Origin of the sequence: Enterobacter sp. FUJ80071, assembly GCF_038739915.1 — a bacterium.
Classification (GTDB): Bacteria; Pseudomonadota; Gammaproteobacteria; order Enterobacterales; family Enterobacteriaceae; genus Enterobacter; species Enterobacter kobei.
On record NZ_JBBXKH010000001.1, the window covers coordinates 1068484 to 1082913 of the forward strand.

The 14430-nt window shown below is 55.0% G+C and carries 13 protein-coding genes; 5 read left to right on the plus strand and 8 right to left on the minus strand.

Annotated elements, in window-relative coordinates:
* The first annotated feature begins 7 nt into the window (after nt 1–7).
* A complete protein-coding gene (locus AAER43_RS05100) occupies nt 8–3100 on the plus strand; it encodes a beta-galactosidase (RefSeq protein ID WP_057057833.1) in 3093 nt (1030 codons plus the stop codon).
* A gap of 35 nt (nt 3101–3135) precedes the next feature.
* On the opposite strand, the gene AAER43_RS05105 is transcribed toward AAER43_RS05100, so the two are convergent.
* On the minus strand, nt 3136–3957 hold the full coding sequence (locus AAER43_RS05105; RefSeq protein ID WP_050862444.1) for a nickel/cobalt efflux protein RcnA: 822 nt from the start codon (nt 3955–3957) through the stop codon (nt 3136–3138).
* Nucleotides 3958–4091: 134 nt separating this feature from the next.
* Between AAER43_RS05105 and AAER43_RS05110 the strand changes: the two genes are divergently transcribed.
* Entirely contained in the window at nt 4092–4364 is a 273-nt protein-coding gene (locus AAER43_RS05110) for a metal-sensing transcriptional repressor (protein ID WP_032637313.1), read from the plus strand.
* Here AAER43_RS05110 and AAER43_RS05115 read toward each other — a convergent pair.
* Nucleotides 4357–5922 (minus strand): EAL domain-containing protein, encoded by a 1566-nt coding sequence (locus AAER43_RS05115; protein ID WP_050862443.1) that lies wholly within the window; start codon nt 5920–5922, stop codon nt 4357–4359. The two genes, AAER43_RS05110 and AAER43_RS05115, sit on opposite strands and share 8 nt — an antisense overlap.
* Nucleotides 5923–6143: 221 nt before the next feature.
* Between AAER43_RS05115 and AAER43_RS05120 the strand changes: the two genes are divergently transcribed.
* Nucleotides 6144–6404, plus strand: a complete 261-nt coding sequence (locus tag AAER43_RS05120; protein WP_010428154.1) for a type B 50S ribosomal protein L31 — start codon at nt 6144–6146, stop codon at nt 6402–6404.
* A gap of 2 nt (nt 6405–6406) precedes the next feature.
* A complete protein-coding gene (gene ykgO, locus AAER43_RS05125) occupies nt 6407–6547 on the plus strand; it encodes a type B 50S ribosomal protein L36 (protein WP_003859006.1) in 141 nt (46 codons plus the stop codon).
* Here ykgO and AAER43_RS05130 read toward each other — a convergent pair.
* The gene (locus AAER43_RS05130; RefSeq protein ID WP_014882798.1) at nt 6544–7254 is read right to left on the minus strand and encodes a GNAT family protein; all 711 of its coding nucleotides are present in this window, start codon (nt 7252–7254) and stop codon (nt 6544–6546) included. The genes ykgO and AAER43_RS05130 overlap by 4 nt on opposite strands.
* Nucleotides 7255–7355: 101 nt before the next feature.
* Here AAER43_RS05130 and AAER43_RS05135 point away from each other — a divergent pair, with 101 nt between their 5' ends.
* On the plus strand, nt 7356–8816 hold the full coding sequence (locus AAER43_RS05135; protein ID WP_057057834.1) for a PLP-dependent aminotransferase family protein: 1461 nt from the start codon (nt 7356–7358) through the stop codon (nt 8814–8816).
* Here the strand turns inward: AAER43_RS05135 and AAER43_RS05140 are convergent.
* From AAER43_RS05140 to acrB, 5 genes are all read right to left on the minus strand, one after another.
* Nucleotides 8788–9255: a YlaC family protein gene (locus AAER43_RS05140; protein WP_014882800.1), complete on the minus strand. Its 468-nt coding sequence runs from the start codon at nt 9253–9255 to the stop codon at nt 8788–8790. The two genes, AAER43_RS05135 and AAER43_RS05140, sit on opposite strands and share 29 nt — an antisense overlap.
* A 118-nt stretch (nt 9256–9373) precedes the next feature.
* On the minus strand, nt 9374–9925 hold the full coding sequence (gene maa / locus AAER43_RS05145) for a maltose O-acetyltransferase (protein ID WP_014882801.1): 552 nt from the start codon (nt 9923–9925) through the stop codon (nt 9374–9376).
* A gap of 209 nt (nt 9926–10134) precedes the next feature.
* Nucleotides 10135–10353, minus strand: a complete 219-nt coding sequence (locus tag AAER43_RS05150) for an HHA domain-containing protein (RefSeq protein ID WP_014882802.1) — start codon at nt 10351–10353, stop codon at nt 10135–10137.
* 27 nt (nt 10354–10380) lie between these two features.
* Nucleotides 10381–10755, minus strand: a complete 375-nt coding sequence (gene tomB, locus AAER43_RS05155; protein WP_050862441.1) for an Hha toxicity modulator TomB — start codon at nt 10753–10755, stop codon at nt 10381–10383.
* Nucleotides 10756–11266: 511 nt separating this feature from the next.
* The gene (acrB, locus tag AAER43_RS05160; protein WP_014882803.1) at nt 11267–14413 is read right to left on the minus strand and encodes a multidrug efflux RND transporter permease subunit AcrB; all 3147 of its coding nucleotides are present in this window, start codon (nt 14411–14413) and stop codon (nt 11267–11269) included.
* Between the last annotated feature and the right edge of the window lie 17 nt (nt 14414–14430).

The following is a 14430-nucleotide window of genomic DNA, read 5'->3' on the forward strand; positions in this document are numbered from 1 at the left end:
GGTTAGTATGCCCAACACTTTATCACCGACGCTCGGTGCCATTCTGGCCCGACGGGACTGGGAAAACCCCGGCGTTACCCAGTGGAACCGGCTGTCGGCTCATTCGCCGTTACACAGCTGGCGCCATGAATCCTCGGCCCTGAACGACGAGGAGTCAGTCAGCAGACGTTCTCTTAACGGGGCGTGGCGGTTTAATTATTTTCCTGCACCCGAGCAAGTCCCGGAGGCATGGGTAACGGAAGATTGCGCGGACGCCGTTGCGATGCCCGTGCCGTCTAACTGGCAGATGCAGGGGTTTGACACACCCATCTACACCAACGTCACCTATCCCATTCCCGTCACGCCGCCTTTTGTTCCGCAAGAGAACCCAACCGGATGTTACTCGCTCACATTTGAGGTGGATGACGCCTGGCTCCACGGCGGGCAAACCCGCATTATCTTTGACGGCGTGAACTCGGCGTTTCATCTTTGGTGCAACGGACAGTGGTTAGGCTATTCCCAGGACAGCCGCTTGCCCGCCGAATTCGATCTCTCGGCGGCGCTGCGCGCCGGGGAGAACCGCCTGGCGGTCATGGTACTGCGCTGGTGCGACGGCAGTTATCTTGAAGACCAGGACATGTGGCGGATGAGCGGCATTTTCCGCGACGTCACTTTGCTGCATAAACCCGAAACGCAGATCGCCGATTATCATGTGTTGACGGACCTGAACGCTGAGCTTGACCGCGCGGTGCTGAAAGTGGCGGTCGCGCTGACAGGCGCTCGCTACGCGGAGTGCGATGTCACGATAACGCTGTGGCGCAACGGTGAACGCTGTGCCAGCGCGACCCAGCGGCCAGGCTCTGCCATTGTGGACGAGCGCGGCGGCTGGGCTGAGCGGTTAACGGTGGCGATCCCCGTCGAGCACCCTGCGCTGTGGAGTGCTGAAACGCCGGAACTGTATCGCCTGACGATTGCGCTTCTCAACCCGCAGGGTGAGGTGGTCGAGGTCGAGGCATGCGACGTTGGCTTCCGCCGCGTTGACGTCAGCAATGGCCTGCTCAAGCTCAACGGTAAACCGCTGCTGATCCGCGGCGTTAACCGACATGAGCACCACCCTGAAAACGGCCAGGTGATGGATGAAGCAACCATGCGTCGCGATATCGAAATCATGAAGCAGCACAACTTCAACGCCGTGCGCTGCTCGCACTATCCTAATCATCCGCTGTGGTACCGGCTTTGCGATCGTTATGGGCTGTACGTCGTTGACGAAGCGAATATCGAAACGCACGGTATGGTGCCGATGAGCCGCCTCGCTGACGATCCGCGCTGGCTACCTGCCATGAGCGAGCGCGTGACCCGCATGGTGCAGCGCGACCGAAATCATCCTTCGATTATTATCTGGTCGCTGGGCAATGAATCCGGCCACGGTGCGAACCACGATGCGCTGTACCGCTGGCTGAAAACCACCGACCCGACGCGCCCGGTGCAGTATGAAGGCGGCGGGGCGAATACGGCAGCGACCGATATTGTCTGCCCGATGTACGCCCGGGTCGATCAGGATCAGCCTTTCCCGGCAGTCCCTAAATGGTCAATCAAGAAATGGATCGGCATGCCGGATGAAACGCGTCCGCTGATCCTCTGCGAATACGCCCACGCGATGGGCAACAGCTTTGGTGGGTTTGCGAAATACTGGCAGGCGTTTCGCAATCATCCTCGCCTGCAGGGCGGGTTTGTCTGGGACTGGGTCGATCAGGCCCTGACGAAGCAAGACGAAAAGGGTAACGCGTTCTGGGCGTACGGCGGAGACTTTGGCGATAAGCCGAACGATCGGCAGTTCTGCCTCAATGGTCTGGTATTCCCCGACCGAACCCCGCATCCGGCGCTGTACGAAGCGCAGCGCGCCCAGCAGTTCTTTACCTTTACGCTGGCGAGCACTGCTCCGCTGGTGATTGAGGTGCAAAGCGGCTACCTGTTCCGCCACACCGATAACGAGGTGCTGAGCTGGACGATTGCACGTGATGGAGAGATGCTGGCCGCGGGCGAGGTCACGCTCGCGATGGTTCCCGAGGGCACCCAGCGTCTGGAGCTCGATCTGCCGGCGCTGAAGGCCGGGCCGGGAGAGGTTTGGCTGAATGTTGAGGTTCGCCAGCCGCGGGCAACGCCGTGGTCACCGGCTGGCCATCGCTGCGCGTGGGAGCAGTGGCCGCTCCCGGTTCCTCTCTTTATTGCGCCGACAGTGTCTGCGGGCGAACCTCCCGTGTTGACGCAACATGACCTCATGCTGGAGATAACGCATCAGCAGCAGCGCTGGCAGTTCGATTGCACTTCCGGAAACCTGACCCAATGGTGGCGAGATGGCGTGGAACTGTTGATTTCGCCCGTGACGGATAGCTTCAGCCGCGCGCCGTTGGATAATGACATTGGCGTGAGCGAAGCGACGAAAATCGATCCGAACGCGTGGGTTGAACGCTGGAAAGCAGCGGGTATGTACGATCTCACCTCCCGCGTACTGTCCTGTGATGCAGAGCAGCATGCTCGCGAGGTGGTGGTCAATACCCTGCATGTCTGGGAGTACCAGGGCAAAGCGCTGTTCCTGAGCCGTAAAACCTGGCGGGTGGACGAGCAGGGCGTTCTGCATGGTGATATTCAGGTCGATATGGCGTCTGATATCCCGGAACCCGCGCGGATTGGCCTGAGCGTTCATCTCGCCGAAGCGCCGGAAAACGTTCACTGGCTGGGGCTGGGGCCGCACGAAAATTACCCGGACAGAAAGCTGGCGGCACAGCAGGGGCGCTGGACATTGCCCCTGGAGGCGATGCACACGCCGTATATCTTCCCGACGGAAAACGGTTTGCGCTGCGATACCCGCGAACTTGTGGCAGGAACGCATCTGCTGAATGGTCAGTTCCACTTCTCAATAAGCCGCTACAGCCAGCAGCAGTTGCGCGAGACAACCCATCATCACCTGTTGCGCGAAGAGCCAGGGTGTTGGCTCAACCTCGACGCGTTTCACATGGGCGTGGGCGGCGATGACTCCTGGAGCCCCAGCGTCTCGCCGGAATTTCTCCTGCAGACGCGCCAGCTTCGTTATCGCTTCAGCTGGCAGCAGAACCTCAGTTGACCCTTGAGATGCGGCCACCTGCCGTGGCCGCAGGCTTATGCCAGGATGCCGCTCAGGCCGTGCAGGCTCATGTAAATCCCTACCACGGTAATCAGCGCAGCGGAAATCCACGGTGCTTTGCGGGACAGTTCGCTAAAGCCAGGCCAGCGTTTGGTCGCGTGTTTGAGGCTAAGGGCGGCAATCGCCCCGGACGCGACCAGCGTCAACGCCAGACCGATACTGAAGCTGAATACCAGCGTCGCGCCGAGCGCAAAATGCTTTAACTGAAGGCAGATCAGCAGAACCGTGATGGAGGCCGGGCAGGGAATAAGCCCGCCTGTCAGGCCAAACATCACGATCTGTCCCGTGGTCACATGTTGTCCATTAAAACGCCGGTTAATATCCTGCGCATGGGCGCGCTGGTGGGCGTCCTGCCACTCCTCTTCAACAAGCGGGTGGTGGTGATCATGATGATGGTCATGGTCATGGTCATGTTCATGTTCATGTTCATGATGGTGGTGGTGATGATCGTGCGGCTGGCTCTCTTTCCAGGTTCGCCATGCCATCCACAGGGCGATCAAAACGATCAACACCCCGGAGAACAGCTGGAACCAGGGCTCGGACGTATGAGCATCCCAGCCCCGACCAAACCATAACCCTGCCATGGCAATGATCCAGACCACCGCCGTATGGGATAGCGTTGCCGCCAGACCCAGCAGTACAGCCTGCTTCAGCGTGCCGCGGATGGCCACGATAAAGGCAGCCATCATGGTTTTGGAATGGCCCGGTTCCAGACCATGTAACGCGCCGAGCAGGATAGCGCTGGGAACAAACAGCCAGGCATTACCCTGCTGCAGAAGTGAAGCAAAATCGGTCATTGAATGTTCCAGGGTGGAAAGCGTGTGCAAATACTACTCCCCCCCAGTAGTAATATACTACCCCCCAGTAGAAAAATACTCAGGGGGAGTAGAGCGTGATATGCTTTAAACGCCATAAACTGAGGGAGACAGAGATGTCACATACCGTTCGCGACAAGAAAATGTTATTGACTCGCCTGAAGAAAATTCAGGGGCAGAGCACTGCCCTCGAAAAAATGCTTAACCGCGATCACGAATGCGCCGAGGTGCTACAGCAGCTGGCGGCGATCCGTGGGGCAGTCAATGGCATGATGATGCAGGTGATTGAAGGGCATCTCACCGATCATGTCGTGAAAGAGCCTGAAGAGGCGCAGCGTGAAGCCGATCTTGGCGTGGTGTTGCAGGTGATCAAATCCTACCTCAAGTAACGTGCCTGCCGAGGTTATTTTCAGCCCACAGAATAAATTCCGTCTTTGGCAGCGCCTTACTGTAGAACCACCCCTGCCCATACTGCACCCCATGACGGTGCAGCCACGCGAGCTGCCCTTCGGTCTCAACACCTTCCGCCACCATCGCCAGCTTCAGCGATTTCGCCATTTCAATAATGTGCGGCGTGACGTTTTTGTACTCCAGCGCATCCACGAACGATTTATCAATTTTGAGCGTATCTACGTCGAGATCCTGCAGATAGCTCAGGCTGGAGTAGCCTGTGCCAAAGTCATCAATATAGACAGGATGACCGGAATGACGTAGCGCGGCGATAGCCGGGGCGCTGATTTTAGGGTCGGCAAAACCGCGTTCGGTGAGCTCAAGAGCGATTTGTCGCGGATGAATTTGCCATTTATTCATTAACTGACTCAGCAATGGTGGCAGTTTGCCGGAGGTCAAATCGGCAGGGGCGAGATTAATGGAGATATGCTGATCGGGGTGGTGTTGCAACCAGTGGCCCATATCTTCAAACACTTTTTCAATGACTAACTGCGTGAGCTGCGAGATGAGCCCGGTTTGTTCAGCAAGGGGAACAAAAATATCCGGCGAGAGGCTGCTGCCATCTGGCTGAGGCCAGCGCGCCAGCGCCTCTGCCCCTACCACTTTCCCGCTACAGAGCGCCACGATGGGCTGATAGTGAACCACAAAATCCCGGCTGTTAATGGCGTCAAGCAGGCGATTGCGGGGCGACTGGATGCGACGCAGTATCCGCAAGACAAACAGTGCGGCGAGCAAGCTTATCAACATGCCAAACGGTAACCAGAAAAGGAGTTGCCTGTGCCAGGTATCAGCCAAAGGTTTGAGCGGAGCCCAGGTCACGACGGTAAAGCCCAACTCAGGGACAGGCTTCATCACGTACATTGAACCGTTGTACTGGACGCGGTCTCCCTCTCGTTCCTGAATCATCTCGCGGATATGCGGCGCGAGTGGATTAGTGCTGGCAAAAATGCGGTGTGTTGCGGTTCCGACCAGGGCTGCGTCGATGGCTATTTCCCCGAAGGGGATCACATCCACCAGCGAGTCAGGATCGATCATGACAAGGTAGCGGCCTTTGCCCAGCACAACCATGTAACGGTGAAATCCCAGATCGTTTTGCGCCGTCAGCCATGCGCTGTAACCATCCCGGGTAATGCGCGTTGGTGGGGGGAAGGGGGAGGCATGGCTGGATTGCTCCAGCGAGGAGCAGCGTGGTTTCAGGTTGTCGGTATAGATCGCTTCCTGGACATATCGCCAGGAAAACGCGGCCCGGCGCATCTCTTTTAAATGCGAAGGGCTGCACGGCACGCCGTCATACGTTTGCAGATGATTAAGCGCATCTTTTGCCTGAGCCAGGACCCTGTCGGTTCGTATCAGCACACGAGAAGCATAGTTATCCAGCGCATCGACAAATTTCTCTTCCGCCTGGCGATGCGCCAGCCAGATGCTCAGGCAAATGGGAACCAGCACAGAAAAGATAAGTATGCCAGTCACCAGACTGACCAGATGTCGGGTGTTCATGCTGTCGTTTCCTTTCTCATATGTCGAAATCCGGACACTGAGTTCCCTGCCTGAAGAGAAAGATTTTACCGCGAAATGATACAGTTATAGCACGTGGGCGGCCTGGTTTTTATTTTATCTCAGGTAAACCTGTAAAATATCAGTGGCAAAAGGGGGGTTGTTTTTTCAACAAGGGCTGGATATCATTTTGTTATGTTATAACAAAACATGAGAGATTGATGATGAAACCTGATATCCATCCAGCGTATCGCACTGTGGTATTCCACGACACCAGTGCCAATGAATACTTTAAAGTCGGCTCAACCATTAAAACTGACCGCGAAATTGAACTCGACGGTGAAACGTATCCATACATCACCATCGAGGTTTCTTCGAAATCGCACCCGTTTTATACCGGTAAGCAAAAAACGTTCTCCACGGATGGCAGCGCGGCGCGCTTCCGTAAGCGTTTTGGCGGTTTTCTTAATGCGAAGCGGGGGTAATGATGCAGGTGCTTAACTCATTGCGCAGTGCGAAACAGCGTCACCCGGATTGCCAGATAGTCAAACGCAAGGGACGCTTATACGTGATTTGCAAATCCAATCCGCGCTTTAAGGCGGTTCAGGGGCGTAAGAAAAGACGCTAGGCGCGTATTTCTCGCCAGCTTTCCAGGGATCTTTTCTGTTTGCCATCGGCGGTAAAATTGTCGGTGGCAAGCCAGCCTTCAAAGGCGCTCGCCAGCGCCGGCCACTCTTTGTCGAGAATCGAAAACCAGTCGGTATCCCGGTTACGGCCTTTTATGACCAGCGCCTGGCGAAACCGCCCTTCAAACTGAAAACCCAGGCGCAGTGCGGCTTTGCGTGAAGGTGCGTTAAGGCTGTTGCACTTCCATTCGTATCGCCGATAGCCCAGGGTATCAAACACGTACCGCATCAGCAGGTATTGCGCTTCTGTCGACATTGGCGTGCGGCTCAACAGGGGCGAGAAATGAACGTGCCCCACCTCCACGACGCCGTTTTTCGGATCGATCCGCATCAGGGCCAGCGTTCCCACCGGAGACTGGGTCTGATTATCAATGACGGCAAAGTGCATCGGGTCAGATAAGTCACTCACGCTCGCCACCCATTTGGCATATTCAGCGGCCGTGGCATCAGGTTCGCGCAGCAGCCACGTCCAGCTACGGGTGTCTTCGGCCAGGGAATAGGCGGAGAAGAGCGCCTCGGCATGCGCCACGCGCAGCGGTTCAAGCCGACAAAAACGCCCCTGCAGTACCACCCGGGACGGATGGGGCCGAGGCTGCCAGTCGATAAGGGCGTCGCCTACGGGTTGTCCAAACTCATTGAATGTCTTCATCTTCATTTCCGTGACGTTGAAAAGAGCTTCAGACTAGTGAATTGCTGGTTCCTTAAAAAGCACCACTCGGCTATGTTTTGTTGGTACCACAAGGAGATGAGATGAATATACCGGGTGATGAATTTTATACTTTGCTCCATGCTGCACTGAAAAAGCGTGGGGACGAGACACTCCAGCGGGCGCTCTATCTGGCTTTGCGAGAGGCCATCCTCAGCGGGAAACTTCAGTCCGGTAGCCAGCTATCCGGCTCGCGAACGCTGGCGCAGCAGCTTGCGGTTTCCCGGAACACCGTTAACGCGGCGCTGGACCAGCTTACGCTTGAAGGCTATTTGCTGCGTAACCGGCAGGGGACAAAGGTTGCTCAATTTGCGCATCGCGCACGCGTCCGGGAATTGCCGGCGCCTGAGGTTGTGCTGGCAAAACGGGTCACTCATCTGCCTGCGCCGGTGCAGCGTGATACTCCGGTCATGGCATTTACGCCGGGAACGCCCGCCATCAACTATTTCCCGTTGCCGCTGTGGCGGCGATTGTACGATCGCGTCTTGCGCGAGGAGGGGAACGCTCTGCTTGGGTATGGCGATCCGGCCGGAGAGCCGTCGCTTCGTGCGGCGATTGCTCGCCACCTCGCGCTTTCCCGGGGCATTGACTGCGACGCCAGCCAGATAGTGATAACCGAAGGGGCGCTTGAAGGGGTTAATCTGTGCACGATACTGTTGAGCGAACCTGGCGATGTTGCCTGGGTGGAAAACCCCGGCTACGCCGGGGCCAAAAGTGCCTTTGTCAAAACCGGCCTGACAATGACGGGAATGCCGGTGGATGATGAGGGAATGTGCTGGGATGGGCGGAATGCGCCTTCCCCCACGCTGATTTTCACTTCGCCCTCGCATCAGTTCCCTTACGGAAGCGTGCTCAGCGCTCGGCGGCGGCTGGCGTTGCTGGAGCTGGCCCGACAGCACAACGCATGGATCATTGAAGATGATTACGACAGCGAGTTCCGTTATGCCGGTGAGCCCGTACCGGCCATGCTGGGAATGGTGAATAACGCCCCTGTTGTGTATCTCGGAACCTTCAGCAAAACGTTGTTTCCGTCACTCAGAATGGGGTTTATGGTGCTGCCGCCCGCACTGGCGAAGGCGTCGCGCGCTGCCATTGGCTCGCTGCTGCGCGGCGGGCATCGTGCGGAGCAGCGCACCCTCGCGCTGTTCATTGAAGAAGGTCACTATGCCCGTCATCTTGCTGCCATGCGGCGGCTTTATCGTAAACGTTACCGCCAGCTGCGCGAGGCGCTGAGCACAGCGCTTCACACCCCTCACCGTATTCTTGCCGGAGAGGGCGGGATGCACCTGACGGTGACGATTAACGGTATTGATGACCAGAGGCTGGTGGAGAAGGCGAGGGCATTTCAGCTGGCACCCGCTGCGCTGAGCGGGTACTACCTGGAGGCGAAGCAGGGGCAAACCGGTCTGGTTTTAGGTTATGGCAATACCTCTGCTTCGCAGTTTGTGCCGGGTATCCGACGCCTGCAGGCGTTAATTACGCAGCAGCAGGGCGGGAAAGAGTAAAGACATCATAGAAAGAGAGCTGACCTTTGGTGGAAACCATTTTTTGCAGCTTCTCTTTTTGCACGGTTTCAACGGCCGGAGAGTGCATGATGCTCTCGATAAGCTCCGCAGGCACGAAACGCGTGTTGTACCATTCACCGTTGTAGCAGACCCGGAAATCGAGCACGTCGATATCTTCGTAACGGTAGCGGGGATTCACGTCGAAAAAGAAAAAAGCGTTAAAGACGACAAATAACACAACCAGTAGCCAGACGGAGTCCACCAGCGTTTCGGACTTCAGCATCACAATAAGCGTTGCCAGCCAGGCGGCATACATTGCGACAAACAGTCCGGGATGTTTGCGGATAAAGCTGATGCTAAAGCGCGGGCGATTATCGCGCTTTTCGCGGAGGTTAAGATCGTCGATGGTGGCGGTAAGCAGGCGCTGTATCTCGGTCATTTTTTGCCTTTATGCGTGTAGACAATACAGGGTGTCTGCCAATTTTAGGGGAGCCATCCCGCTGAAAAAAGTAACAGTCAGGCGCTAAAAGACCATAACAGTTGACTCCCCCGGGATCTTACAGCGTTTTGATGATCTTCGCCGGGTTACCGCCAACGACGACATTAGACGGGACGTCTTTCGTCACGACGGCACCGGAAGCGACGACCACGTTGTCACCCAGGGTAACGCCTGGGTTAATGACCGCCCGTCCGCCAATCCAGACATTATTGCCAATAGTGACGGGCTTACCAAACTCGACGCCGCTATTACGTTCCTCCGCATCCAGGGGATGGGTTGCTGTATAAATATGAACACCCGGCGCGAGCATACAGTTATCGCCGATATGAACAGGACACACATCCAGCATCACGCAATCGAAGTTCGCGTAAAAGTTTTTGCCCAGATAAATGTTATATCCATAGTCGCAGCGGAAACTCGGCTCAATATAAGCCCCTTCACTTTGCCCCAGCAGTTCCGCCAGAATGGTCTGGCGTTCTGTTTTTTCATCAGGCGCAGTGTGGTTATAGCGATGGATGAGATGGCGTGCCCGCAGTCTGTCGGCGCGTAGTGTCTCATCACCCGGGCGGTAATGTTCTCCTGAAATCATCTTCTGTTTTTCAATGCTCATCGTAAACCTCTCTGGATGTGATTCCTGAAGGGTAATCGCAACTGGCCAGGAGGGGAACGTTCCCGAAAAGCCGATGTGAGCAGAGTCACAACATTGTTGCTGATGAGCGCGTTTAACACGGAGACCTGGCTTTCGCACAGGGAGCATAACGGGACAGGTAAATACAGCTTAGAACGTGGCGTAGAAACTCTACAGACACACTTCAAAGATCAACGAACAAATTTCCACACGGATGTGGGGATTTTGTCATATAACTTATTCATCGTTAGCTCAGCGAGGCGATGGTCAGCAGCTGAATAAAATACCGCCAGTTCATTATCAGAAAGCTCGTATTTATTCTTTTCAATGACACGTTCGAGGGTGTCAATTGACTGACAACGACGTAAGCGCATCAAATAATCGACCTTTGTGAGTGGTTTTTCAGACATAAATTCACCTTAGTAATTGTAATAATTTTAACAGGAAAGGCTAACGGGGTTAGCTCTGCTCACGTTGACGAAACAGCGGAATAGTCGGTTTCCCGATTTGCGCCATTTTTGCAAATCCTGAGCGTTAATGCCGTAACTACTGAACAACATAAAGGTGTCGTCCAGGTATTCATCGATTTGCTCAATGAGCTTATTATCTTCATTGTACTTAATTTTATAATTAAGTGCGAAGGTAGCGATATGCTCGATAAACTCGTTCAACTGTAAATTGATGGCAGACGTTGGATCGTTTACCCAGCCATGGTTACTTTCATCAAGATTGGCAAGGCAGTCATGGTACAAGGATTCGCAGAGAAATTTCAACTGCGCGATATCATGCCGTTTTGGCGAGTACTCGTCCATAGCGCATCCCCTTCTGAGTGATTTATTACTCACCGAACATCATTGTCGGGATGGATACAACTGACTTAGCTACATGAGTGCTGTGTTCCTGATAACCTAACTATAAGCCACTCCTGTCTGGATTTCACCGCGCTATTACGAAAAATTACAAATAAAACCGCAGGCTGCGAGACTCTACGCAAATGTTCATCCGGAACGGAACATTTTTATCCAGATTAACGCTTGTTTTGTTAGCTTCCTTACGTTTCATTAGCTTAGGTTTGCGCCTGAAGAAAAAGTTCAAATCCGGAGTTCTGTTTTTCCGAACTTTTAATTAGGAATATTCCTAACCCTCTGACCGAAGAAATGAATTTAAAAAAATCCTGTATTCTCGGATTACGTTATCCGTTATTTATGATATGTCCTGTTACGCTGGCAGAAAATAAATAAAACCACAATAAGCGTATTTTATGATTTTTTCTTAAAATGAAAAAGGCCGCTAATGCGGCCTTTTTATGATGTGAAACCGGTATCAGTGCGGTTCTACCGAATGACTGTGCTCAACATCTTCATTTTTGCGGCTGAAGCGGCGGCGAACCACCACGAAGAACACCGGAACGAAGAAGATAGCCAGCACGGTCGCGGTGATCATACCGCCCATCACGCCAGTACCGACCGCGTTCTGCGCACCGGAGCCCGCGCCAGAGCTGATAACCAGCGGCAGTACGCCGAGGATAAACGCCAGTGACGTCATCAGAATAGGACGCAGACGCATACGTACCGCTTCAAGCGTCGCCTCGATAAGCCCTTTACCTTCTTTCTCCATCAGGTCTTTGGCGAATTCAACGATAAGTATCGCGTTCTTCGCCGACAAGCCAATGGTTGTCAGCAGGCCTACCTGGAAGTACACGTCGTTGGTCAATCCACGGAACGTCGCCGCCAGCAGTGCACCGATAACCCCGAGTGGAACCACCAGCATAACGGAGAACGGAATCGACCAGCTCTCATACAGTGCCGCCAGACACAGGAATACCACAATCAAAGAAATGGCATACAGGGCAGGGGCCTGGTTACCGGACAGACGTTCCTGATAGGACATACCGGTCCAGTCATAGCCGATGCCCGAAGGCAATTTGCTCGCCAGCTCTTCCATCAGGTTCATGGCTTCACCGGTGCTTCGGCCTGGTGCGGCCTGACCCAGGATCTCCATTGATGGCAGACCGTTGTAACGTTCCAGACGTGGTGAACCATATTCCCAGCGTGACGTTGAGAACGCCGCGAACGGAACCATCTGACCATTGCTGCCGCGAACGTACCAGTTATTAATATCGTTCGGCAACATACGGTACTGCGCCTCTGACATCACGTACACTTTCTTCACACGACCACGGTCGATGAAGTCGTTCACGTAACTACCGCCCCAGGCCGCGCCCAGTGTGGTATTGATGTCGCTGATGGACACGCCCAGCGCCTGTGCTTTCTCCTGGTCGATATCGATCTTGTACTGCGGCGTATCTTCCAGACCGTTTGGACGCACGCCAACCAGTAGGTCAGGGTGTTTCGCCACCTCGCCGAACAGTTGGTTACGTGCCTGCGTCAGTTTTTCGTGACCCAGACCGCCCTGGTCGATCAGCTGGAAGTCGAAACCGGTCGCGGTACCCAGTTCAACAATCGCTGGCAGGTTAAAGGCGAAGACCATCGCATCCTTAATCTGCGAGAAGGTCCCCATTGCACGGCCAGTGATGGCCTCAACTTTGTTCTCTTCGCCCGGACGATCCGCCCAGTCTTTCAGAGAGACGAAGGCGATACCGGTGTTCTGACCACGACCCGCAAAGCCAAAGCCGTTAACCGCAAACACGGACTCAACGTTCGCTTTCTCTTTGGTGAGGTAGTAGTCCGTCACTTCATCCAGCACTTTCTGGGTACGCTCCTGCGATGCACCCGCCGGAAGCTGCGCCATCGTCAGGAACACGCCCTGGTCTTCATCAGGCAGGAACGAGCTTGGCAGACGAACGAACAGATAGGCCATGCCGACGACAATGATGATATAGAGCAGCAGATAACGACCGGTGCTACGCAGGATGTTGCCCACGCTGTCGGTGTAGTGGTGCGTGCTCTTGTCAAACATGCGGTTAAACCAGCCGAAGAACCCTTTATGCTCGCCATGACCGCCTTTCTGAATGGGCTTCAGCATGGTGGCACACAGCGCAGGCGTCAGGATCAATGCGACCAGCACCGACAGCGCCATCGCGGAAACGATGGTAATCGAGAACTGGCGGTAAATCGCACCGGTAGAGCCGCCGAAGAAGGCCATCGGGATAAATACCGCCGACAGTACCATCGCGATACCGACCAGCGCGCCCTGGATCTGGCCCATGGATTTACGGGTTGCTTCCTTCGGCGGTAAACCCTCTTCCGCCATGACACGCTCGACGTTCTCTACCACTACGATAGCGTCATCCACCAACAGGCCGATGGCAAGCACCATCCCGAACATCGTCAGGGTATTTATCGAGAATCCAAAGGCCGCAAGGATGGCAAAGGTCCCCAGCAGAACGACCGGCACGGCGATGGTTGGGATCAGCGTCGCGCGGAAGTTTTGCAGGAACAGATACATCACCAGGAAGACCAGGATAATCGCTTCTACCAGCGTTTTAACCACTTCATGAATCGAAATTTTTACGAACGGCGTCGTGTCGTACGGGTAGACGATTTTCAGACCTGACGGGAAGAACGGTTCCATCTTCTTCAGCTCTGCGCGGATCGCCGTGGCGGTGTCCAGGGCGTTAGCGCCGGTCGCCAGTTTAATACCCAGACCGGAAGCCGGTTTACCGTTAAACTTCGCAATGATGTCGTAGTTTTCGCCACCCAGCTCCACTTTCGCTACGTCGCGCAGGCGAACCTGCGAACCGTCCTGATTCACTTTCAGCAGGATTTTGCTGAACTCATCGGCGGAGGTCAGACGGGTTTGCGCGATAATGGACGCGTTAAGCTGCTGGCCTTTCACAGGTGGTGTACCGCCTAACTGACCGGCTGCCACCTGGGCGTTCTGCGCTTTAATCGCGTTAATCACGTCAACCGGCGTCAGCTGGAAGTTGTTCAGTTTGTTCGGATCCATCCAGATACGCATCGCGTACTGAGAACCGAACAGCTGAACGTCACCCACACCGGAAGTACGGCTGATGGCATCCTTCATGTTGGCGCCCACGTAGTCGGAAATATCCTCCTGCGTCATGGTGCCGTTGGTGTTGATAACGCCAACAACCATCAGGAAGCTACTGGACGATTTCTCGACGCTCACGCCCTGCTGTTGTACTTCCTGCGGCAGCAGCGGCATTGCCAGCTGCAGTTTGTTCTGCACCTGAACCTGTGCGATGTCAGCATCGGTACCTGACTCGAAGGTCAGGGTGATCTGTACTGTACCGGTTGAGTCACTGTTTGAGGACATGTACATCAGGTTATCGATACCGTTCATGTTCTGTTCGATAACCTGGGTGACGGTGTCCTGCACCGTTTTCGCATCAGCGCCCGGGTAGGTTGCGGAAATTGTCACCGCCGGTGGCGCAATCGTTGGATATTGCGCGACAGGCAGCTTCAGGATCGCAAGTCCCCCGGCCAACATGATGATAATGGCGATCACCCACGCAAATATGGGGCGATCGATAAAGAAATTAGGCATGTCTTAACGGCTCCTGT

Bases quoted from the DNA above. Each gene is read 5' to 3' on its own strand.
- AAER43_RS05100 (WP_057057833.1), top strand. From the start codon at position 8: ATGCCCAACACTTTATCACCGACGCTCGGTGCCATTCTGGCCCGACGG.
- AAER43_RS05140 (WP_014882800.1), bottom strand. From the start codon at position 9,255: ATGACCGAGATACAGCGCCTGCTTACCGCCACCATCGACGATCTTAAC.
- acrB (WP_014882803.1), bottom strand. From the start codon at position 14,413: ATGCCTAATTTCTTTATCGATCGCCCCATATTTGCGTGGGTGATCGCC.
- AAER43_RS05130 (WP_014882798.1), bottom strand. From the start codon at position 7,254: ATGAAGACATTCAATGAGTTTGGACAACCCGTAGGCGACGCCCTTATC.
- AAER43_RS05105 (WP_050862444.1), bottom strand. From the start codon at position 3,957: ATGACCGATTTTGCTTCACTTCTGCAGCAGGGTAATGCCTGGCTGTTT.
- AAER43_RS05135 (WP_057057834.1), top strand. From the start codon at position 7,356: ATGAATATACCGGGTGATGAATTTTATACTTTGCTCCATGCTGCACTG.
- maa (WP_014882801.1), bottom strand. From the start codon at position 9,925: ATGAGCATTGAAAAACAGAAGATGATTTCAGGAGAACATTACCGCCCG.
- AAER43_RS05110 (WP_032637313.1), top strand. From the start codon at position 4,092: ATGTCACATACCGTTCGCGACAAGAAAATGTTATTGACTCGCCTGAAG.
- AAER43_RS05120 (WP_010428154.1), top strand. From the start codon at position 6,144: ATGAAACCTGATATCCATCCAGCGTATCGCACTGTGGTATTCCACGAC.
- tomB (WP_050862441.1), bottom strand. From the start codon at position 10,755: ATGGACGAGTACTCGCCAAAACGGCATGATATCGCGCAGTTGAAATTT.
- AAER43_RS05150 (WP_014882802.1), bottom strand. From the start codon at position 10,353: ATGTCTGAAAAACCACTCACAAAGGTCGATTATTTGATGCGCTTACGT.
- AAER43_RS05115 (WP_050862443.1), bottom strand. From the start codon at position 5,922: ATGAACACCCGACATCTGGTCAGTCTGGTGACTGGCATACTTATCTTT.
- ykgO (WP_003859006.1), top strand. From the start codon at position 6,407: ATGCAGGTGCTTAACTCATTGCGCAGTGCGAAACAGCGTCACCCGGAT.